This window comes from Thermosulfurimonas sp. F29 (genome assembly GCF_019688735.1).
Taxonomy (GTDB): Bacteria; Desulfobacterota; Thermodesulfobacteria; order Thermodesulfobacteriales; family Thermodesulfobacteriaceae; genus Thermosulfurimonas_A.
In genome coordinates this window covers 22,302-44,274 of record NZ_JAIFYA010000005.1, presented here as the reverse complement: position 1 = coordinate 44,274, position 21,973 = coordinate 22,302, and the positions used below count along the sequence as shown (strand labels likewise).

At 50.3% G+C, this 21,973-nt stretch carries 20 protein-coding genes; 11 read left to right on the top strand and 9 right to left on the bottom strand.

Features of this window, described 5'->3' with window-relative positions:
* Nucleotides 1-8 precede the first annotated feature (8 nt).
* Both K3767_RS11875 and K3767_RS11870 read right to left on the bottom strand, forming a co-directional pair.
* Complete coding sequence (locus K3767_RS11875) at nt 9-1,193, bottom strand: IS110 family transposase (RefSeq protein ID WP_221171521.1); 1,185 nt, start codon at nt 1,191-1,193, stop codon at nt 9-11.
* 491 nt (nt 1,194-1,684) lie between these two features.
* On the bottom strand, nt 1,685-2,887 hold the full coding sequence (locus K3767_RS11870; protein ID WP_221173785.1) for a transposase: 1,203 nt from the start codon (nt 2,885-2,887) through the stop codon (nt 1,685-1,687).
* Between the two features lie 639 nt (nt 2,888-3,526).
* On the opposite strand from K3767_RS11870, the gene K3767_RS11865 reads away from it, so the two are divergent.
* A complete protein-coding gene (locus K3767_RS11865; RefSeq protein ID WP_221173784.1) occupies nt 3,527-4,375 on the top strand; it encodes a cytochrome c3 family protein in 849 nt (282 codons plus the stop codon).
* Nucleotides 4,376-4,901: 526 nt separating this feature from the next.
* Nucleotides 4,902-5,507, top strand: a complete 606-nt coding sequence (locus tag K3767_RS11860; protein ID WP_221173783.1) for a hypothetical protein — start codon at nt 4,902-4,904, stop codon at nt 5,505-5,507.
* Here the strand turns inward: K3767_RS11860 and K3767_RS11855 are convergent.
* From K3767_RS11855 to K3767_RS11825, 7 genes are all read right to left on the bottom strand, one after another.
* Nucleotides 5,452-6,615 (bottom strand): PilN domain-containing protein, encoded by a 1,164-nt coding sequence (locus K3767_RS11855; RefSeq protein WP_221173782.1) that lies wholly within the window; start codon nt 6,613-6,615, stop codon nt 5,452-5,454. The genes K3767_RS11860 and K3767_RS11855 overlap by 56 nt on opposite strands.
* Nucleotides 6,605-8,533 (bottom strand): type II secretion system secretin GspD, encoded by a 1,929-nt coding sequence (gene gspD, locus K3767_RS11850; protein WP_221173781.1) that lies wholly within the window; start codon nt 8,531-8,533, stop codon nt 6,605-6,607. The genes K3767_RS11855 and gspD overlap by 11 nt, the downstream gene beginning before the upstream one ends.
* A gap of 164 nt (nt 8,534-8,697) precedes the next feature.
* The gene (locus K3767_RS11845; protein ID WP_221173780.1) at nt 8,698-8,910 is read right to left on the bottom strand and encodes a toxin-antitoxin system HicB family antitoxin; all 213 of its coding nucleotides are present in this window, start codon (nt 8,908-8,910) and stop codon (nt 8,698-8,700) included.
* Between the two features lie 13 nt (nt 8,911-8,923).
* Nucleotides 8,924-9,676, bottom strand: coding sequence for a ParA family protein (locus tag K3767_RS11840; protein ID WP_221173832.1), 753 nt, complete (start codon nt 9,674-9,676; stop codon nt 8,924-8,926).
* The gene (locus K3767_RS11835) at nt 9,673-11,031 is read right to left on the bottom strand and encodes a sigma-54 dependent transcriptional regulator (protein WP_221173831.1); all 1,359 of its coding nucleotides are present in this window, start codon (nt 11,029-11,031) and stop codon (nt 9,673-9,675) included. The genes K3767_RS11840 and K3767_RS11835 overlap by 4 nt, the downstream gene beginning before the upstream one ends.
* A gap of 6 nt (nt 11,032-11,037) precedes the next feature.
* A complete protein-coding gene (locus K3767_RS11830) occupies nt 11,038-11,613 on the bottom strand; it encodes a hypothetical protein (protein WP_221173830.1) in 576 nt (191 codons plus the stop codon).
* A 6-nt stretch (nt 11,614-11,619) separates the two neighbouring features.
* Nucleotides 11,620-12,396 carry a thioredoxin fold domain-containing protein gene (locus K3767_RS11825; RefSeq protein WP_221173829.1) on the bottom strand — a complete coding sequence of 259 codons (777 nt, stop codon included), beginning with the start codon at nt 12,394-12,396 and terminating at the stop codon, nt 11,620-11,622.
* Nucleotides 12,397-12,729: 333 nt separating this feature from the next.
* On the opposite strand from K3767_RS11825, the gene K3767_RS11820 reads away from it, so the two are divergent.
* The 9 genes from K3767_RS11820 (at nt 12,730) to K3767_RS11780 (ending at nt 21,959) form a co-directional block, all read left to right on the top strand.
* Nucleotides 12,730-13,659 (top strand): hypothetical protein, encoded by a 930-nt coding sequence (locus K3767_RS11820; protein ID WP_221173828.1) that lies wholly within the window; start codon nt 12,730-12,732, stop codon nt 13,657-13,659.
* 14 nt (nt 13,660-13,673) lie between these two features.
* A complete protein-coding gene (locus K3767_RS11815; protein ID WP_221173827.1) occupies nt 13,674-14,987 on the top strand; it encodes a HAMP domain-containing sensor histidine kinase in 1,314 nt (437 codons plus the stop codon).
* 72 nt (nt 14,988-15,059) lie between these two features.
* Complete coding sequence (locus K3767_RS11810) at nt 15,060-16,307, top strand: replication initiator protein A (RefSeq protein WP_221173826.1); 1,248 nt, start codon at nt 15,060-15,062, stop codon at nt 16,305-16,307.
* Nucleotides 16,304-16,726, top strand: a complete 423-nt coding sequence (gene gspG, locus K3767_RS11805; RefSeq protein WP_221173825.1) for a type II secretion system major pseudopilin GspG — start codon at nt 16,304-16,306, stop codon at nt 16,724-16,726. Before K3767_RS11810 ends, gspG begins: the two co-directional genes overlap by 4 nt.
* 3 nt (nt 16,727-16,729) lie before the next feature.
* Entirely contained in the window at nt 16,730-18,208 is a 1,479-nt protein-coding gene (locus K3767_RS11800) for a GspE/PulE family protein (protein ID WP_221173824.1), read from the top strand.
* The gene (locus K3767_RS11795) at nt 18,208-20,178 is read left to right on the top strand and encodes a TonB-dependent siderophore receptor (RefSeq protein ID WP_221173823.1); all 1,971 of its coding nucleotides are present in this window, start codon (nt 18,208-18,210) and stop codon (nt 20,176-20,178) included. The genes K3767_RS11800 and K3767_RS11795 overlap by 1 nt, the downstream gene beginning before the upstream one ends.
* 16 nt (nt 20,179-20,194) lie before the next feature.
* Nucleotides 20,195-20,587: a hypothetical protein gene (locus K3767_RS11790; protein ID WP_221173822.1), complete on the top strand. Its 393-nt coding sequence runs from the start codon at nt 20,195-20,197 to the stop codon at nt 20,585-20,587.
* A complete protein-coding gene (locus K3767_RS11785; protein WP_221173821.1) occupies nt 20,568-21,329 on the top strand; it encodes an ABC transporter permease in 762 nt (253 codons plus the stop codon). Before K3767_RS11790 ends, K3767_RS11785 begins: the two co-directional genes overlap by 20 nt.
* Before the next feature lie 156 nt (nt 21,330-21,485).
* A complete protein-coding gene (locus tag K3767_RS11780; protein ID WP_221173820.1) occupies nt 21,486-21,959 on the top strand; it encodes a prepilin-type N-terminal cleavage/methylation domain-containing protein in 474 nt (157 codons plus the stop codon).
* Nucleotides 21,960-21,973: the final 14 nt, after the last annotated feature.

The window sequence follows — 21,973 nt, the reverse complement described above, 5'->3', positions numbered from 1 at the left end:
ATTGATAGCTAGGCATGGGGCACCCCCGCAGGAGCAAGTTTAGAAGGATCGAAGAATTGATTACGAGTAGAGAGGGCATAGATTACCCGGATCAGTTTGTTAACTACGGCTATCATGGCTTTTTTATAGCTTCTGAACTGGGTGTATTTCCTTCGGAAGTAATGCTGAAAAGTTTTCTCCCACTTGACCGTTCCTACGGCCATCTGGAAGAGGATATTTCGAAGGTAAGGATTTCCCTGTTTGGAGATGTTCATACGGACCTTCCATTTTCCGGATTGTTTGACCACGGGATCTGTTCCGGCATATTTGATCAGTTTTTTGGCGTTACTGAAGCGTTTTATGTTTTCGACTTCGGCCAGGAACCTGGAGGCGAGGTCGCGGGAGATGCCTTTTATGGAGGAGAGGCATTCCAGCTGAGTTTTCATGGTAGTTTCGATCTCCGTCTGGAGGTCTTTTTCCAGTTTTTCGATCATGGATTGGAGGAAGAAGATCTTTTGGATGTAAATTTGGAGGATTTTTTCCAGGCCTTTATGAGAGATCCCCACCGAGTTTTGGGCCACCTGCACGAGGTCTTGAGCGGAGAAGGAAGGTTTACGGCCCGGCAGTCGGGAGAGGATATAGTCTATTTTTCCCCAACCGGCTTTGGCAATTCTTTTAGCGGAGGGGTAGCGGCTGAGGATTTCAAGGAAGGCCCGAGAGAAGACATTGAAGTGTTTTTCGGCTTCGGGGAAAAGGGCGGCGAGGGAGTGTTTGATTTGGGTTTTGGCCTCGGCGATTTCCTGTTTGAGTTTTTGGATTTGTCGGGCCAGGAGTTTGGTTTCGGAGGGGAGGGTAGCTGGTTTAAGGAGGTGGGGATTGGAGAGGGCAAAGAGCGCCAGGAGGAAGGCGTCTTTTTTATCGGACTTAGAGGGGTTGTTAGCGGAGACGAACCGGACGAAGTGATGAACCATTTTAGGGTTGAGGAGGGATACCCGGAAGTCCTGGTCCAGGAGGAAGGCGAGGAGAGGGAGGTGGAAGCGTCCGGAGGATTCAAGGACGATATGGTTTGGGGTATAGGCGGAGAGAGTTTGGAGGAAGTCTTCGAAGCCTTTGGAAGACATGGGGAGGTTTTTGGATACGAGCTTTCCCTTTTGTGGGTGAAGGATACAGAACTGGAAGGAATTTTTGGCGACATCGATACCTATGTAGAACATAGGCTACCTCCTGGGATAAGGTATATGTCCCTCAGCTCCATCCTCCCGTTTGGCAGGGGCTTTTGCGCCCAACCAACCAATTGGGAGTTGAGGGACAGAGGGACAGACTCCTATAGAGGCTTCCAAGCCTACGAAAAATGGAGTCCTTGTCCCTCTATAAACTTTATCTCGGGAATGGATATAACATAATTCATTGCAGGAGGAGAAAAAATGTATTTTCGCTTAATATCGTTTGTTGTGTTGTTTCTATCTACTTTGTTGATTTTCTCCGGGAGTATCGCCAAAGCCGATTCTGCCTACGAAGACCACGATTATTACAGAAATCGCCAGGAGAATATGGCAGACAATCATGATCCCGGTGAAAGAATCGAGGAATCAGCCGGCAATTACATCGTAATTGCATACAATGATTTAGGGATGCACTGCACGAACGAGGATCACTCGATGGTTTCGATCTTGCCTCCTTACGGCGCTTGTCAAGTTTTTTGTGTCTAGACCTGTAGGTCATCTTTTTCGTACCTCTCTTTAAAGAGGTATCTCAGAAGGTGAGCCACCTGCTGATATTTCCAGTTGGCCCTCTTCCACCAGCCCTCAAGCAACTCCCTGGCCAATACCCCATATCTGAAATCCCGGTCCCTTTCGGAGTGAAAATACCCTCCACAGGCCCTCTCCGCCTCCTCTATCTTCCGATTGACTCCTTCGGCCACATTCGTAGACGATAGTAATGCCCTCAGCTCCTTTGGATATTTCAGAAAAGCCAGATATTGTTCCTTGCGATTGGCTATTCTTTTCACAAAATCCGACTCCTGGGGTAGCTTCTCCAGCAGAGCCTCAAATAACCTCAAACCTTTCTCATAGGTGAGGCTGTTTTTAATGCTCTGGAAGTATTCCCTGAAGGTTCGGTAATGTTCCCGGCTGAGGTGGCGTTTAGCATTTCTCAGGAGATGAACGGTGCAGAGCTGAATATCGGCCTTAGGGAAGAAGGTCCTGGTAAGGGAGGAAAGCCCGGGGAAATCATCGTGAACCACGATAAGGACCCTTCGTAACCCTCTCTGGCTCAAGGTTTCAAGAACCTTTTTCCAGCCTTCCTTGCTTTCCCGACCTTCAAAGGTGTAGAGGCCCAGGAGCAACTTTTGGCCCTCAAGGGTAAGGCCTATAACCACATAGGTAGTGTATTCCCGGACTTCCCTTCCCTCCTTAACTTTCTGGCGGATGGATTTGCCGTCCAGGAAGATGGCGGCCAGATCCGAGGGCAGAGGCGAGGTGTTGAGGGTTTCGAGATAGGTCACGAACTCTTCAATCACTTCGTCCAGGTAGTTCTGATTGATAGGTAGATCCAGATGTTTAAGGGATCGGGAGGCGCTTTGTATGGATCGGGCCCCTAAGAGGAAAGAGAAGGCCATGTTGAGGTAGTCTTCTGGGAGGTAGCGGGTGTGTCCGGGAGGGAGGAAGAAGGGGCGGAATTTTTCGTAGCGGGTGCGGGCAATCTCCACCGGGAAGGAGAGTCCTCCTATCTGGAGGTTTCTCTGGTAGAAACCGTTTCCCTTGTCGTGGGGATGGTGTTTAAGGTGGATGGCGCGGTGAGCCAGGCCCAGGTGTTTGAAGAGCCAGGAGAAGAATTCCTGAGGGACAAAGTCCTCCCACTTCTGGAGCTCCTCTAGAAATTTTTCGGTAAAGAGTTTATCTTGCTTCATAGGTGTACCTCCTGTTTGAATTTTTTCTCGCTGCCTAGGGAGCCTTTCCCGTTGGAGAGGCTCCCTCTTTTCTCTTAATACCCGGACACAAAAATTTAGGTACCACCCCTCCTTACAACACACTTGTGGCGCAGGTGATTCAAAGAGGCGAAGAGCCGCGAATCGTAACACAGGGCATTACGGTAGAATATCGCTTGCTTCAAAACACTACCTGTCAGGGGATAAATTTTTGGAATTATGCAGGTCAGCTTTTCGGGGTGGATCTTTCCTTTTGTACCGGATTGACCGGGAAAACCTTAGTAGGCACTATGGATCTTGAGGGCGATAGATTTGTCGCTAAAGGTCTTCCTTTGACCCCTTTCGATGACGATGGTGCTTTCAATCCGTATCCCCTGGTAGAAATAGTGGTCAGGGACGCACAGACGGGAAATATTCTGGCCACAACCACCACGGTGGCCCCGGTGTCCCATGAAATGAATTGTCATCGGTGCCATGGAGGAAGTGGCGGTCAGGACACCATGCTTAACATTCTGCAGAAACACGACGAGCTGGAGGGAACGGATCTGGCAAACCACACCCCCCGTGCTGTGTCAGAATTGTCATGCCGATCCGGTTTTAAATAAGGAGGGAATACCAGGCGTGCCCTCTTTTTCTCTCGCCATGCACGGAAAACACGCGAGGGTTTCTCCCCGGCCGGGGTGTTACGATTGTCATCCCGGACCTGTTACGCAATGTCTGAGGACGGCTATAGAAGGCATGCAGAGCTGCGAAAACTGTCATGGAAATCTGCAGGAAATGGCCACTTCTTTGCGGAATGGTCGGCGACCCTGGCTGGACGAACCGAAGTGTTCAAACTGCCATCAGGGTCTGGAGATAGACACCGGCTCCACCCTATACAGAGACGCCCGGGGGCACCACGGAGTGTACTGCGCTACCTGTCATTACGAACCACATGCCTGGTGGCCTTCGCTTCTGCCCAAAGACAACCGGCAGGCCATCCTCCTGCAGGGCGAGTCCGGCCCTCTGGGGAAAAACTGTCTGGCCTGTCACACTTCTCTTCCGGATGAACCCGGCCCCCACGGTCTCCCGCCTTCCAGTACGGCAGAGGTCGTCAATCTGGCCCCTTCTTCACCCCTCGAAGGAAGGAGATTTCTAGGGCCTCCGGTCACCTCCTCTTCTCAAGCTCACCTCTCCATGCCCAGGAGAGGGAAGATGGTTTTAATACCGGAATTGCTAGTTCCCGAGGACAGGATCGGGGAGCGGGTCTCGCTTTATTATCTGGTTTGCTCTGCGGACCACTCCTGGTGCAGCGATGTGAGATCTTTGGGGAGGGTCACCCTTGGCCACACGGTGTTGTTTCCTATCATAGAAACTCCAACACCTCTTAGCGGTATTCCCGCTGGAACTTATAGGATCTATGTAGGGTTTTCCAGAGTGCCAGACTTCTCCGACCTAGTTTACTCATTTTACGAGGTAAAATTGGATTAACGGAGAAAATTGTAAGGTTTGGGGTCTCCGGCTGGGAGGAAGCAGTGGATAGACCGCCACTCTACAAAAGGGGCGGACACCAGCCGAGCATGAAGACTTCTGAGCCACGGCCAGCGCAGGTTGATTTCCTTAAAAGTAAAAATTCTCCTTCTTAAGGCAAAATTCAATTTGTTTTTTCCTCGGTGCCCTGATCCCTTTTGTAGGGCGGCGGTCTATTCACCGCCTCCCCCGGCCGGGGAACCCGGGCCTTATACAATTTTTTCGTTTAATTTCTACCTTCTGGAGCATCCAGATCAAGAAGGGAAATATCCCAGAAGGAGGAAAAGGAATCGTTGAGTGAAGCCGGTTTATAAAGTTCCGGGTTTTCCCTCGATGGGGGAAGGCCCCCAAAAAGAAAGCGAAGAGCCGCACCCACAGGCACCCCGGGGGTTTGGGGGCGAAGTCCCCAGCACGGGAGCCGGACTTATCCGGGAATTTTGGGCTTTCCCGGTCTTTTCTCCCAACCGGTAGATGCTAATATATGCACATGAAGAGACCTGTCCTGAAACTCGCCTTTCCCGGGAGCCACCGTCAAAGCCGGTTTCGTTTAAGAATTTCCAGATCCGTTGCATATTTTGTGGGTTTCTGGATAATACTGAACGCCTTTCTCCTGTGGCGTTATCTTTATCCGGCCTGGTCTTCCCTCCAATCCGTTCGAGAGCTCAGGATTCAGAAGTCCGCTCTATTAAAGAACTACCGCCAGAAATTACTCGAAACGAAAAACAAACTCGAGGCCCTGAAACGCGATTCCGCCTCCGGCTCCTCCGGCATCCCCAGGATGCAGGACAGCTACACCCTGGTATCCGACCTCCAGAACCTCATGAAGGACATACCCGACCTCAACATCAAAACCTTTCGCATCGTCTCCAGCCGCCCGGTGATCGGAGATCTCCACCTGGTACGGATCAACTTCACCCTAGAGGGGAACATTCTGAGTCTGGATGAACTGCTGAAACGGCTTCGCCGAAATGAGTCGGCCTTTAGAATACGGACTCTAAATCTTTTTTCGCGCAAGTTCAGGGACCGCTGGGGACTGTCTATTTCCCTGGAGATTGAGGCTTTGATTCGACTGCCCGAGGAGAAGCAAGCCTGATGGTAAGAGAAAAACGCTCCTTCTCCGTGGAAGTCTGACGCGTAACCGTCGAGAGACGCACATCCTCCACCCACTTTTCCTGTTTTATTCGATTCACTATGGAAAGAATGTCCGTGGCTTCCCCGGAAATAATTATCTCTTTACGGGAAAGATTAAATGAAAACCTATTTACCCAGGCATTTTCCGGGAATATTAAGCTAAGTTTTTTAATAATCTTATATAAATCATAGTTTCCTTTGCGAAAATTTTCCCATTCCTTTCGAATCCTGCGATTCTCCTCGTACTGTTCTATCGCTTCCTCCGTTTTCTTAAGCTCCATTCGAAGCATTCGGAGCCGGCTTTCGAGATCAGCAACGGCCTGTCTCTCCCGGCGGCTCACATCGGTGAGATAAAAGCTCGTACCCAGGATCAGGAGCGGCACGCACCAGGGAATCAGGTAGGCCGGACGAATCCTGGGGCGTACGGAAAAAGGGAATCCTTGAAACACTAACAGTTTTTCCGAAGGGAGCTCACAAATCCGTCCAATCCAGGGCAACATTTCCCGGACCTGGTCCTCCGAATAGACAAAACGGGGCCCGGAAAAGTTCTTCACCACGGTTTCAGCGGAGACCGGATCCGCCGGCAAAAAGGATTTAATCCTGCCCGCTTCCACGATAATTCCCTCGCAGCGATCCTCGCGAAACCAGGCATGCAGTCCATCCCGGGGATTGCGGGCCAGGAGGGCCAGCCCCACCGGAAACACCCCACACAGAGTCACTCCCCGGGGGATCCGGGTTTTAAGTTTTTCGAAGAAGGATCGTTTTTGAAAAACGAAAACGACACGGCCGTTGTCTTTAAAAAAAGCTACCTCCGCCGCCTCCGCATCCTCCTCCATTAAGGAAAGAAGTCGCAGGGCTTCGAGCTGCACCGCTCCGGCTATCTTTCTGGTATCCGCAAGATTAAGCTCCATCTCTCCGAAGTAGAGACATCGATGGGAAATGCCTAAATAAAGGCGCCCAGGGCGGCGATACTCCTCCGGCAACCATAGACGCTCGCCATCAAAATAGGCCGGAACCGTGGAAGGAGACCAGAATTCCACGAAAAGATAGAGACGATCTTTAAGGTTCATAGGGATGGACCCGGGAGTTCTTCTCGCGAAGATATTCCTGTAGTTCCCTTATCCGGCGTTTGAAATTGCGCATAACCTCCTCCGCTTCGGCGCGGGAGCGAACCACCCGGGGGGTTATGGCCACGAACAACTCGGTGCGATCCCGGGAAACGGTGTTCCACTCGAAAAACTTTCCCACCAGGGGTATTCTCCGTAGGACGGGCACACCGGTCTTCCCCGTTTCCTTCCTAGTATCTATCAGTCCCCCCAGAATGACCGTCTGGCCGTCCTCCACCACCAGCGAGGTCTCGATCCTCCTTTTGCTGAAGAGGGGGGACTCCAGGCCCAGATAATTCTTCTGCGCCGTGCTTACCTCCTGCACAATGTCCAGTTTGACCAGACCGCTGGAATTAATCTGAGGCTTGACCTCCAGTATTATTCCCGTATCCCTGTATTGCACATTGGAGGTCACCGTGGGGATGCTCGCCGAGGTGTTCGTCACCTTCTGAGTGATGATCGGCACCTCCTGGCCTATTTGAATACGCGCTTTCCGATTATCAGTAGCCAGGAGCACCGGATTGGAGAGGATGTTTACCTCCGAAACGGACGACAGCGCGTAAAGAAGCGCCCGCAGGCTTTGCCCCCGGAAGAGGGTATAGACGAATCCCGAAACATCCGACCCCAGATCGAAGGGGCCCCGACCCTCACGGGAAAAAACCGCATTGCCCTCCAGCCTGCGCCCCTCCAGCCGGAAGTTGGTCTTCAGAAACCACTCCAGCCCGTACTCCAGAGCCTTGTTCAGAGTGACTTCCGCAATGAGAGTCTCGATGACCACCTGCCGCGGAACGACATCTATCTGTTTGAGCACCCTAAGGATGCGCCTGTAGTCGTCCGGATTGGCCCTTATAAGCAACAAATTATTGGCCTTGTCCGGAACGATCCTCACCTCCCCGGTAAGACCCGCTCCCGAAATCCCCGTTTTTCCCTTTCTGGCCCTGATCACCGTCCTGCGTCGCGAAACATTTCCCTTCGAGAAAACACTCTCCAGGATACGGGCTATTTCCTCGGCATCTCCGTTCTCCACCTGATACACATAGACCCTTTCCTCGCGCACCTCTCCCTTATCCAGATCGATAAGCAGCTGCCAGACCCGTTGAAGCTCTTCCTCGTTCTGAGCAAGAACTAGTAGCGTATCCAGTTTTTCCAGAGGAATTACCTCTACCCTCTGATAGAGACCGCTATCTTTAAGGACACTGGATCGTAGCGATTCTCTTACATATTTAGCCAGATCACCGGCGGCAAGGACTCGACACGGATAGAGCCGGTAAACGAAACGGGCGAATCTCGCCTGGTCCAGGACGGATATAACCCGCAAGACCTTCTGTAAATTGGTGTCTCTATCAACGACCAGCAATATGTTGCTTTGCCTGTCCGCCAGGATACGCCCCTGCGCGGAAACGAAGGACTTGAGCGGAAGCACCAGACTGGTTGCCGAAGCATACCTGGGTCTCACGATCAGGAAACCGGGCCCGGCTCCCACCTCTCCCCGTTTGCGATCGGGAATTACGCGCCAGATCTTTCCGTCCTGAACCAGATCCAGAGCATGCAATTCCAGAACGGCCCTGACTATTTCGATTAATTCCTCGGGGCTGAAATCGCCTTTAATGTGCGCGGTAATCTTGGCCCTGGCCGCAGGATCCACGGCATAATTCAGATGAAGGGTCTTTAAAAGAATCAGATCCAGAAAATCCAGTAAGTCCGCCCCCTCCATGTCTAAAGAAACGGACAGGGGCTTGCCGGAAGCAATTCGATAGTGCCTTTTCTGTAGAGATAAGATCTCGGGAGCCTCCGGGGGAGCGACCGTGTGTTTCCCTTCCGGAACGGTTTTATCCGTCCCGACATTTTCCTTCCGTCTGTCGTCCCCATCCTCCTCCGACAAAATTTTTTGCGGACTCACCCGCGGGTTCGCGGTCGAAAACCTTCCCTGACTCTCCCGGTCGGACGGAAAGGAGGGACCCTTAGGGCTGAGAGGAGGGGTCTTCTTTGGGTGAATGGAACACGAGACGAACAGAAGGAGGGAACACAGGAGAAGGATCAGGGACTTCATTGATTCTCTCCCAGGCCTTTGATGATCAACTCCAGCATGAGCTCATTGAGGCCCCGGCCCTGTTCGGCGGCAAGTACCTTGAGCCTTCTGTGGAGATCTTCCGGCAGGCAGATGGTGGTGCGTTTGTAGGGTACCTCCGGGTTTTGCCCTTTATTCCCGGCCTCCCTTTTTTTCTGCCTGAGCAGTTCGCTCACCAACCCTTTCGACATGATTGCCTCCCTGTCATAAGGAGTTCAATATTTTACCGATTTCCTTTCTTATTCTGGTCCCCATGGGACCGGCCTCCTTAAGTCTCCAGACCGGAATTCCTTCCCGCAGGGCCTCCTCCAATCGAACCGTGGCCGGAAGGACGGCCAGCACGGGGAGGGAAAGCTCCTCCGACAATTCCGCAAGCTCCTCCAGAGTGCTCTGCGCCACCCGGGTACGGGAACTCACCGCGTTCATCACTATACCGGCCACCTCAAGCCCGGGATTCACGCTTTCCCTCACCTCTTCCACTACATTGAGGAGATCTCCCAGACCGGAGACCGAAAAGATTTCGGTGCGCATGGGAATAACCACCCTGTGCCCTGCCACCAGCGCCGCCAGCGAAAACAAACCCAGAGAAGGTGGACAGTCTATCAACACATAATCCGCCTCCGGGTTTTCCCGGTGTCTCTCCAGGGCCCTGCGCAACTTAAAGTAAATCCGCATTCCCCCGGGGGCGGCCTCGTAGCGAGCCAGTTTTATGTTGGAAGCCACTAGAAGAATGCGTTCGGTGCAGGGCTCGGCTTCCAGCACCTCCCGCTCGAAGATCTCCGCCGCGGGGCAGGCCTCCTCCGTCCTCCGGCGCAGACACCACGAAAGGTTGCCCTGGGGATCCAGATCGATAACCATTACCCTCCCGCCTTCCTCGGAAATCGCATGTGCCAGGTGAAACACCAGCGAGGTTTTCCCCACCCCACCCTTCTGGTTGGCCACCACGATTACTTTCATTTATCTTCCTCGAGCATTTTCATGCGCGTGCGAAACTTCGATCGGGTGAGACCGAGAAGCCTGGCCGCGGCGCTCTGATTACCCCCCGTGCGATCCAGGGCCTGGCGAATCAATTCCTTTTCCAGTTCCTCCAGGGAAATCCCTTCCGGCGGCAGTTCGAACCGTCGGGACCTGCTTCCGGGAGACTGAGCGTAAAGAAAATCAAAATGTTCCACCGTCAGGGGCAATTCCCCTCCGGCCAGAATTAGGGCCCTTTCGCAGGCATTGGCCAGCTCGCGCACATTGCCGGGGAAGGAATAACTCAACAGGAGTTTCTTCGCCCCCGGCGTGAGCAACGGACCCGAGACCTTCGGCCCCACGAACCGGCGGATAAAATGTTCGGCCAGCGGAATTATGTCTTCCCGCCTCTCCCGGAGAGGGGGAATGTAGATGGGAAAAACATTGATCCTGTAATACAGGTCCTCCCGAAAGGTCCCTTCCTCCACCATGGCCTTCAGGTCCTTGTGGGTGGCCGCGACGATCCTCACATCGATGGGGATCTCTTCCAGCCCACCGAGTCTCTGTATCTTCCGCTCCTGTAGCACCCTTAAAAGCTTGGCCTGCGCCTCCAGGGGAATGTCCCCCACCTCGTCCAGGAACACGGTCCCACCATGGGCCACTTCGAACACTCCCTTCTTCCGGCTCGCCGCCCCGGTAAAGGCTCCCCGTTCGTAACCGAAAAGCTCGGCCTCGAGCAGGTTCTCGGGCACCGCCGCACAATTTATAGCCACAAACCTCCCCTTCGCCCGCGGGCTCCTTCGATGGAGATGTTTCGCCACCACCTCCTTCCCCACCCCCGACTCTCCCAGGATCAGGACGGTGGTGTTCCTCTGCGCGGCTACCCTCTCCACAAGGTCCATCACCTTCCGCATGGCCGGAGAGACACACACTATGTCCTCGGGAAAGGTCTTCCTCTCCAGTTCCCTGGCCAGAGCCTCCTTTTCGGATATGAGTCTGGATATACCCAGGGCCCTTTCCACGGTGAGAAAGATCCTCTCCTCCGTAAAGGGCTTCGGTATGTAATCTACGGCCCCGGCCCTCATGGCCTCCACGGCGTCCTCCACCGAAGCGTAAGCCGTAATAAACACCACCGGTATCGCTATTTCGAGCTTCTTGATCTCCTCCAGCAATTTCCTGCCGTCCATTTCCGGCATCTTTATGTCGGCAATAACCAGATCATAAAAACTGTCTCTAATCTTCTCCAGAGCTTCACGACCATTGTAAGCTACATCAACTGAATGCCCCTTAAAACTCAACATCATTTTCAATATTTCACACATCTTTTCTTCGTCATCCACCACAAGAATCCTGGCCATAACTATCTAGAACTCCAGGCTATTCTTTTTTTCAAATAAAATTTTGTTATGAGGTCCAACGATAATAAAAAAAACATACCGCCTGCCGTGATAATAGATAGCCATAAAAATTCTAAACGATTCCTCCGAATAGACAGTAAAATATCTGTACAGTCCGGGTTTTATCCAGAATGAATAAGCATCTATTAATTTATATTTAACGACATCGTCCAGACTTCCAATTGTTTGGTTGTTTGCCTTCAAGTCCTCGAAATTCTGAAGTATTCCTTCTATGCTTTCTTCGGGCAAATCCGTATCCAGCAAAATATCGGATAATTCTTGAAGGGAAAGATTGTTTAGATTCGGTTTATCGCTACTGTCTTCAATTCTGACCACGGCTTTAAATTCGTCGAGTTTATACTCTACGGATCCGTGAAAGGGGTTTTTCAGTACGATTTCCAATAAAGAATCTTTTAACATGGTCGCTTCGGAGTGATCCAGGAAGGCAGTATTTAAAAGGGAGGCCTCCCGGTATCTTCTTATGGATTCCGAGGAAAAAAATTCCACGGTCAACAATAACACTAAAATCAGGGCCAGGAGCACTTCCGGTTACTTTAAAAGAAAGGTTTTGATTCTGGCCGCAGAGGCCTGTCCTTTTAGCATCCGTCCGTCCGGCCGGATTAAAACGGGCACGGCGGTTATGTTCAGGGAACGCAATACTCTTTTAGCATACTCGATCTTCTTTCTTCCCTCCTCACACATATTACCCGGTTTATATTCTTTCAGAAGAACGAGAGGCGATTTTTGGTCACAGATAAGAGAAATAGCTTTTTTCCCGGCGTCGGGATGTATCTTTTCCAGGGGATAGTAAATTACCTTCACTCTAATCAGCTTTTTATTTACCAGACTTTCAAGTACAGGAAGCATTCTCTTGCAGAAAGGGCAATCGGGATCCATGATGAAATAAACGGATTTTCCCCCGGACTCTCCCCAGATATATCCCACCGCTCCCTCGAGACGCAGTATTTCTATCGGATTCAGCACCTTGAGGGAGGCCATGTGTTTTCGGGTGATATTTTCCCCCTTTTTCAGGTCCAGCAACTGCCCGACGAAGGCGAAATGTCCATCCCGATGGATATAAACGAAGCTCCTGAAAGGCCCTCCAAAGGAAACCGCGGCTTCACAGAAATCCGGCCATTCTTTCAGGGGCCGTACCCTTTCCACCCGTAGGCGTCCCCTGGCCCGCGGCCAGATCTGCAACAAAGCCTGCTCCACGCTTTCGGCCTGTGGGCAGGAGGATCGGGCCCGAATACTGCCCGGCCATAAAACCGCAACCGACAACAAAACCATGACTATCACCATCCCAATCCGGTACGCTTTACTCATGAAACCTCTCCTGACCGCGCATGATTTAAATCCATCTATACGCAAACACGCAAAAATGTCAACAGGGAACTGGGGAGTGTTCGAAAAAGGAAGCGTATTACCTCTTGCCCTCTTATGAAGGAACAGCAAATCCCCCGGCCCCCCCTCACAAAGGGGGGAATTTGTTCCCTCCCCTTTGAAGGGAGGGTTAGGGAGGGGTCATTTTTCGAACGCCCTCCCCTGGGGTTTTGGAGGGCGAAGCCCCCAGCGCTGGAGCCGGACTTAATCGGAAATCTTGGTTGTACAAATACAAAAGCAACATCCGAAACCAAAGATTATATTTAACGATCGGCTTTGCAGAAACTGTTCAATTCAAGAAATGAAAAAAGGAGGAGAAAAATCGGTATTACCCTGCTTCATTGGAGAGGGGGCGTCCCACGAAAAAGAGACCTGGCCCGTCTATCCCTCCTGATTTTCATCTTCTGCTTCTCTATATGTCATTATGTCCATGCCGAAAAATATGTCCATGCCGAAAAAGTGCTCGTTATTCTCTCCTCCGAACTTAAACCCTTCTATGACTTTTACCGGGGCTTTAAAGAGGAAAGCTCCAGAAATTTTCCGCAACGAAAGATCAAGGCCGTCTTATTACCCGAAACCCCCTTTTTAAGGACAGAACTGAAATACTTCAAACCGGATGTCATTCTGGCCGTCGGCCCGAAAGCGATACAGTATCTTCAAACCGATATGAAAATAAATTCGAAGGCATCAATATATGCATGCTTGCTTTTTGAACCTATTAAGGAAAAAGCTTGCGGAATTTACATAAAACCATCGCCGGACCACGAAGCCTCCCTTCTCTTAAAAGCCTTAGATACGCTAAAATTCGACCACAATTCCGGAATAAAAGCGATCTGTATGGATGATTGTCTTTCATTAAAAGAAATAAAAAACATAATAAAACAAAAAACAAAATTGAACTTCCAGATCACAAAATGCCGGAACACAAAAGAATTGATCAAGAGCATTTATAACAATAAAGACGATATTATATATATCCATCCGGAAGAGAAATTACTCATGTATCCGGTTGCTTCCATAATTTTAAAAATAAGCGCTTTAAACAAAAAATACATCATAGGATTCGGACCATTATACTGTCAGTATAAAAATGGCATCTGCTTTAAGCCGGATTATTTTTCAGCAGGAAAACTAGTGGGAAAGATGAATTTTACAGCGCAAAAGAATTGTGTTTTACATGTTCCATTCTTTGTGGAGAAAAAATGACCTTAAAAAGGAAAATGCTCCTGATACTGGCATTGATATTATTCATTATAGTTATTATTTCGTTTGCAATGGCCCATTATCTGGTATCAAATTTTTTAGAACTATACTACACAAAAAGGTTGCTTTTTTTGGCCAAACAAACATCCAGGAATTTATCATTATTCATTATAATAAACAATAAAGAAACCGCAAACAAAATTATAGAAGAAGTTTTGAAAAATAGAGAAATAATAGGAGCAACTGTAACAAAGACGAATGGAGAAATATGGATAAAAAGAGGAATAACGGACACAAAATTTTACATAAAAATGCCTGTCCAAATCACATCAACAGAAGAAGAACTATTTTTATCACCATCAAAAATAGGAGAGCTGAAATTGTACTATACAAAAGAACCTCTAAGATTAGCAATCAAAAAAATATTTATAATAAGTGCGTCAATAATAAGTGCAATCGCTATGCTAGCCAGCATATTGATATATATCCTGCTTTACAGAGCAATAGCTATTCCACTTGAGGCTCTCCTTAAAGCCGCAAACGAGATCTCCCGGGGCAAGATAGACCTCCGAATTTCTGGGCACGGACTCAAGGAAACGGAAGAATTGGCTAAAGCATTCAATGAAATGCTACAGGCTATACAAAAATATCAGAACGACCTTCAAAAAGCGTACCGGCAAATGGCGGAACAGAAATTTTTGGCGGAATTGGGAAAGTTCGCCGCCATTGCTGCCCACGAAATAAAAAACCCTCTGGGGATTATGCAGGGGGCTCTGGATCTGCTGAAAAAGGACCTTCCTCATGAAGAACGAAAGAGACTTGCATCATTTCTGGAAGAAGAAATCAAAAGGATCGATGTTCTGGTAAAAAATCTGCTAATATATGCAAAGCCTATCAAGCCGCACTTGCAATCAATAAAAATATCAACAATCCTACACACCGTACACAAATTACAAATGTTGAGCATATCCAGAAAGATTCATATCAATATCAAAAAAGACTTAAACATAAAGACCGATCCCGATCTTTTGGTACAGGTATTTTACAACCTGATAAGGAACGCTTTCGAGGCTGAGGCCCGGAATGTCCTCTTAACGGTGCATTCAAAAGGCGATTATGTATCCATCCTGGTTTGCGACGACGGTCGGGGAATTCCCGATGAGTACACGATCATGATTTTCGAACCCTTCTTCACCACGAAAAGTAAAGGGGCCGGATTGGGGCTTACCGTGGTAAAGCGAATCATAGAAAATCTGAACGGTTCGATAGAGGTCCGAAAATGCCCTCACCTGGGTGGGGCGGAATTCGAAATACGGCTTCCCGCCGCATGAATACCGGCGCCTTCCCTTTCCAGGCGGTATGCGCTATGATTTTAAAAACCATGAGTTTTTCCGGGGGGCTACATGAAAACCGGGGAGACCGTAAAGTCTTTTGAGAAAAACATCAAGCAAGACATCAATATGCTGGAGTATCCCCTGTGGATGCAGGACGAAAAACTGGTGTCCAAACTGGAAAATGACATCGGCTTCATATGGAAAGATAGAGAGGGTTACGAATATCGATGTGGATATAAACCCCCCACAAAACTGGATGCCATATTTCTGTTCTATTTGTTGTACAAATCTCAAAAAGAGGGATGGAAAGAAGAAATCGAGCTTTCCAGATATGAAATTCTGAAAAATTGCGGTTTCCGTAGCATCAGACCCGTAGATTATCGCCGACTCGAGGACAGTCTGGAAAGATGGAAAATGGTGGGGGTTCGCTACCATGGTTCCTTTTACGACGGCAAAAAGTATATAACACTGAGTTTCGGCATAATTGATACCTGGAAATTGGAGGAAGAAAGCAAAAAACTTTACATAAGATTCAACAGAGAATGGCTAACCCGCATAAAAAATTCCACATATTTCAAATATTTAGATTTCGATAAAATAAAAGCCCTAAGATCGCCTCTGGCCGTAAGACTTTACGAAATACTGATAAAAAACTTTCAAAACAGAGAAGAGTGGAGAATAGAAGTAACCAAATTAGCAGAAAAAATTCCAATGAAAAAAAAGTATCCTTCTCACATAATAACCAAAATAAAAACAGCAATAAACAGAATTAACGAACATACAGACCTAAAAATAAATCTGGAAGTAGAAAAATTCAAAAACAAAACTATTTTAATGTTTTGCAAAGGTAAAAAAAGACACCATGATCACCTACTGGAGTCTTTAATAAAACTGTTGCCTCCCTCCGAGCGAAAAAAGCAAACCCTCATTGAGGCCATAAAAAGGGCTCTGGATCGCCACGACGAAGAATTCGTAAGGCGAAACATCCTGTATGCCAACGAAAAGGTGAAAAAACCGGGCAGCTACAGGATCTTTTTGATAAAGGCCCTGAAGGAGGATTGGGCCAGGGAATGGTGGGAGGACAACATTGCACAGGCCACCATGTTCCCGGATATGGAGGAGGTTTTAGATGAGGAAAAGCGATTACGGATAAAAGTTGAGGAATGTCTGAAAAAACTATCCGAGAGGGAAATTGCGGAATTAAGAGCACAGGCTCTATCGGAACTTCCCGAGGATTTAAAGGACGAACCCTCTCTGGTAAGAATGCAGATGCGTTTTATCCTTAGACGAAAACTTTTCGAGGAGAAAAGAACATGAAAAGGGGACGGGGATTCACTCTATTGGAACTTCTCGTAGTTCTGATAATTCTCGGTTTACTGGCCGCGCTGGTGGGCCCAAGGGTGGTGGGCCGCCTGGGAAAGGCCAAGGGAGAGATAGCCAGGAGTCAGATCGCCCTTCTCGAGGCCGCCCTGGATCAGTTCCGTCTGGATGTGGGGCGTTACCCCACCACCGAGGAAGGTCTGAGGGTTCTCATAGAGCCCCCGGAGGACGAGGAAGCCCGAAGCAGGTGGCAGGGGCCTTACCTGAAAAAAAGGAAGATCCCTGTGGATCCCTGGGGACGCCCCTACCATTATCGTTCTCCCGGTGAACACGGAGAATACGATCTCTGGAGCTACGGAGCGGATGGACAGCCGGGAGGAGAAGGAGAAAACGCCGATATAACCAGCTGGGATTAGAGTATGGAATTAGCCTCCGAACATCTCCTTTCCGGGGAAATATCTCCGGTGGAGGGGTTGAATCCTGCCCTTTTAAGAACGCTGAAGGTTTTTCCCTTTTTTCAAAACGGTTCCTTCGTCATTCTCATCCCTTCTATGGAGGAAATAACGCGCGCGGATATCGTCATTAAGAAAGTGGGCCTTTCCGGAAAGATATATGTGGCCAGCGAGGAATTGATCCTTGAGCTGATACAGAAATATTACGAAGGCAGAGAGGAAAGTCTGGAAATAGAGGACTACAGAGAGGATGAAGAGGAAACCCATCTAAAGGACCTCGCCTCGGAAGCTCCGGTCATAAGACTGGTGAATCGCCTGCTGCGAGAGGCGGCCGAACAGAGGGCCACGGACATCCATTTTGAGCCTTTTAAGGATGGGCTAACGGTTCGATTCCGTGTGGATGGCCTCCTGAGGGAGAAGGAACATCTACCTCGCAGGCTGCACGCACCGGTAATATCCCGCATCAAACTCATGGCCGGTCTGAACATTGCCGAACACCGCCTTCCCCAGGACGGAGGGTTTCGTTTCCGGGTGGGTGGTAAGGATCTCGATGTACGCGTGTCGGTCATTCCTACTTTGTACGGGGAAGGCGTGGTTCTTCGTCTTCTGACCAGAAACGAAAAGCTCTTAAATCTGGAGAATCTGGGATTCGAAGACGACTCTCTGGAAATCTTTCGTGACCTTCTCTCCAGACCCAACGGTATAATTCTGGTGACCGGTCCCACGGGCTCGGGTAAGACCACCACCCTCTATGCGGCCCTTAGATACCTTCAGCGTCCGGAGGTGAAGATCATCACCATAGAGGATCCGGTGGAATATCAAATTCCCGGACTCAGTCAGATACAAGTCAAACCGGAAATAGGCTTAACCTTCGCCTCCGCCCTAAGAGCCATTCTACGACACGATCCGGACATAATTCTGGTGGGCGAAATAAGGGATCAAGAGACGGCGGAAATAGCCATGCAGGCCGCCCTTACCGGACACCTGGTTTTTTCCACCCTTCACACCCGGGACGCTCTCTCCGCCGTAACCCGTCTGCGGGACATGGGGATAGAGCGCTACCTTATCGCCGCTTCGGTGATAGGACTCGTGGCTCAACGACTGGTGAGGAAGGTCTGCCCTGAATGCGGTAAGGAAACCCCCCCTCCCGGTCCCTTTCTCAAAGCCCTGTCCGAGGCTGGACTCCCGGAGCTCCCGGTGCATTACCGCCGGGGAAAAGGATGCGCACTGTGCTACGGCACGGGATATCTGGGACGAATAGCCGTGTATGAAATCTTCCCGGTAGATGACGAATTGCGCGATCTTATTCTGGAGAACAAAAGTCCGGAATCGTTTTACGGATGGGCCAGGAAAAGAGGATTCAGGCGTCTCTTTGAGGATGGTCTACTTAAAGCGGCTAAAGGGTGGACTACCTTTGAAGAAATTGTAAGAACGACAAAAAATTGATGCCCTACCACCATAGTGTAAGCCGTCACAGGATCGTGCTGAGTTACTGTCTGTTTTTATTGTTGGCCTCTTTTTCCAGAATATCTCCGGGCTATTCCTCCGGTTCGTCTCCATACGAAGGTATTTTCTGGGGGGAGCCGCAGGCCCTGACCGTCCTGTCCTCCAAAAGTGAAAATCCTTTTTCTCCTCCCGGTTCCACTTACATTTTGACGGCCGAAGACCTCGAAAGATACGGATTTCTGACCCTGGGCGAGGCGCTTTCCTTCGTACCGGGTTTTTACATGGGCCGGGTCTGGTGGGGCAGCCGTCCCTATTTAAGGGGTGTTCCCGAGGGGGTGCTCTTTCTTTACGACGGAGTCCCGCTAACCTCGGACAGCACGAAGACTTTAAACCTTCTGGATGAGGAATTGAATCTCGAGGCCCTGGAACGGATAGAAATAGTGTTGGGACCGGGATCCGTCCTGTGGGGGCCCGACGCCTTTGCGGGTATAGTGAATCTCATTCCCAAACACCCCTCCGGAAAACGCTTAAGACTTAAAACTTTCTTGGGTTCTCCTTTTTCGGAACGGAAAATCGTGGCCGGCCTTTCGTATCCCGGCGAGTACTGGCGGGGGACAATGACTTTTTCCCTATGGGGAAAGAAGTTCACCGGAGAGCATACGGACGAGCTGGAGGAGCTGGTCTTCAATCTGGAGGGCTGGCCCGGAATCCGTATCGTGGGACGGTTTTCCTCCGGCCGGAAATCCTTTAAGGGTTACGATTCCTTTCTGAATCTGGACTGGCCCGGGAGGAGAAAATATCCCGTTAATTTTCTAAAAGGAGAATTCCGGCACCCCTTCGGTCCATGGGCCCTCGACCTTAAGGCCTACTGGGAAAGCACGCATCCGGAACGGGAGGAAATGGACTTCCATCTTTCGCAGAAATCCCGAACCCTGGGCCTTGAAGGAATCCTCTCCAGGGAATGGGCCGGGGGAAAGGGAATGTTTACCCTCGGCGTGGGCTACCGGAGGAACCGCACCCGGGACGCCGTCATCAGGGTTAGAGGACTTCTGTCCCAGTATCTAAAAGAGATGCCCTACTTCCGACCTCTGGTGGACCGAAAATCCTTCGACACCGAACTCCTCTCCTTCTTTTTTCAGGCGAGACATCGTTTTCGGTCCCTGGAATGGTACGGAGGCTTGAGATTTGACGATCACACGGAGTACCGCCCCGGCTGGTCGTTTTCAACGGGATTATACTTCAGGCCTTCCTCCCGCTGGGGAATAAAGTTGAATTACGGGTCAGCCTATCGCACTCCGTACGCGGCCGAATTTCTGGATCGAAATCCCTCGCCGGAAAGGGCCTACACCCTTTCCCTGGAGCTCCTGACTCGACCCCATCCCCGATTCTCCTGGCGCATAACGCCCTTCTACACCCTCGTAAAACGCATGGTCCTGGAACACCCTCTGGGCGGTTTCTCTCACCCCATAAGGAGACATTTCCTGGGGCTGGAAACCCAGCTTTCACTGCAATATTCTCCCTCCCTCCACCTCACCGCCAACCTCTCCGTGGTAAACAGCTGGGGATCGAACGAAAGGTACCGGGTTCTGGAATACATGATCTACGATCCCGCCACAAATAACTGGACCCCCTTCTACCACACCTACCGTCGCCCCTACGCCTCAGGCCCCCACCTTACGGGCAATCTCCTCCTTGACATCAAAGCATCAAGAAATTTAAACATCATTACTAGAATAAATTTTTTAAGCAACAGAACTTTTCACGATTTACGCAAAAATTCAAAAACATCAATAAACTCAAGCATCACCGTGGACGCCTCGGTGCGCTGGCGGCTCGGTGACCGAACCTCCCTTTTTCTTCTGGTTAAAGATCTCTTCGACCGGGCTCCTCGTCACGCCTCCTATCTATCCACCGTGGCGGATCCGGGCTTCCGGATATATCTTGGAATCAATCATGAGTGGAACCTGTAGCCGCAAAGGCTTCGTGTTGCTGGAGGTGCTGGTGGGGACCTGGCTCGTCTCCATGACCCTTGGAATCACCCTGTATTTCCTGATCCAGAACAATTTTTATTACAAAAGGACCGACGAGTTATTATCAGGATCGGGATATTACAAAAATAAACTAATATCAATAAAAAAACAGCCCCAAAAATGGAATGACGGGAAAGACGAAACAGTGGAAGTCCGAAGAGGGGAAATTAAAATTAAGGTGGAAACAGAGGAGGGGCCGGAGGAAGGGAAAATTTCCGTATGGATTATACGAATCAAAAAGACGCCCTTCTGGATATTTTCGATAATGGAAGACGGGGAAGGTTCCGGGGACGAGGCTGCGGGCGGAAAAGGACTCCTGCAACGGTCTTATGAAGACAGGTCTTCTTAAGTCCTTCATAAAGCGCGAAATTAAGAGCTACATTGCCGGCTCCATACTGGGGCCTGTATTGTTCTTTCTGCAACCGTTCCTGCAGATCGTAACCTATCTTTTCCTGTTCCAGTGGGTATTTAAGGTCAAGATCCATCTGATGGGACGGGAGGAGGATTTCCTGCGTTTTTTTCTCGCGGGCTATATCCCCTGGAGCTGGCATGCCGAAGGGGTGGGCAGAGGCGGTGGAAGCCTGGTTCACCAGGCCCATCTCATAACCAAGATAAGATTTCCCACGGAGGTTCTTCCCATGGCCTCCACCTGCGCCTCCTACCTCATGGGACTCGCCGCCCTGCCCCTTTTGCTGGCCATAATGGCCTACCGGGAGGGGGTTCACGGGATATTCCTGTTCTGTCCCATCCTGGTCGTACCGGGTTTTCTCATCACCCTGGCCTCGGTGCTGTTCGTCTCCGCCGTTTCCGTTTACATACGGGACCTCCTTCAAATGATCCCGCTATTCCTTACCCTATGGTTCTACGCCACTCCGGTCCTCTACACCAGGGAAATGCTTCCCCCGAAGCTGCGGTTTCTGTGTGCCCTGAATCCCTACACTCCGGTGGTGGAAGCCTGGCAGAGGCTTCTCATCCTTCGGGAATTCCCGTGGAGGGAGATCCTCCTGAGCTCCGCTGAAGGCGCCGTTCTCCTCTCCGCTTCTTACCTCTTGTTTAGCCGATTGAAAAAGGGGTTTCCCGATGTCCTCTGAACCCCCTCCTCCGTGGAGAACGGTCTCCATGTCAGGACTAACCGCGCGGATCCGGCCGGCCTCCAAAATTCCGGACCGGACGATAAAAAATCATTTTTACTTTTTTGTGCAAAAATTTTATAATTCGCTTAAATAAATAAATATGTCTCAACATATATGAATAAAAAAGCAAAAGCGCTGACTCTTTTTGAGGTTCTGGTGGTACTGGTGTTGCTGGGGATGCTTGCGGCGGTGGTCCTGCCGAGGCTTCCGGTCCCGTGGGGGGAAAGGGATTTTCGGGTAAGGGTCATGCGATTCCTGCTGCGGGCGGAGGTGCGGGCGGTTTCCTCCGGCCGTAATCTTCTCGTGGTCGTCGATCCCCGACGGAGGGCCCTGCTACTTTTCCCCACCGATCGGTTTCCCGATTCCCGCCCCCTCTCCGGGCTAAACATCCCTGAGGAGATTGAGGTCAGGGAACGGGGGCTCCTCGAGCTTCCCGACGGTCGTCCTGCCCTTATCATATGGGCCGAGGGCTTCAGCAGCGGCGGGGAACTGGAATTCGTTAACCGGGAGAGACAAACCAGTTTCGTCCTCTACTTCCCCCTCTCCCAGATGGGCCCGCTCCCGATGCCCCCGACCGTCCCCCGGTGACATCGGGTGCAGGT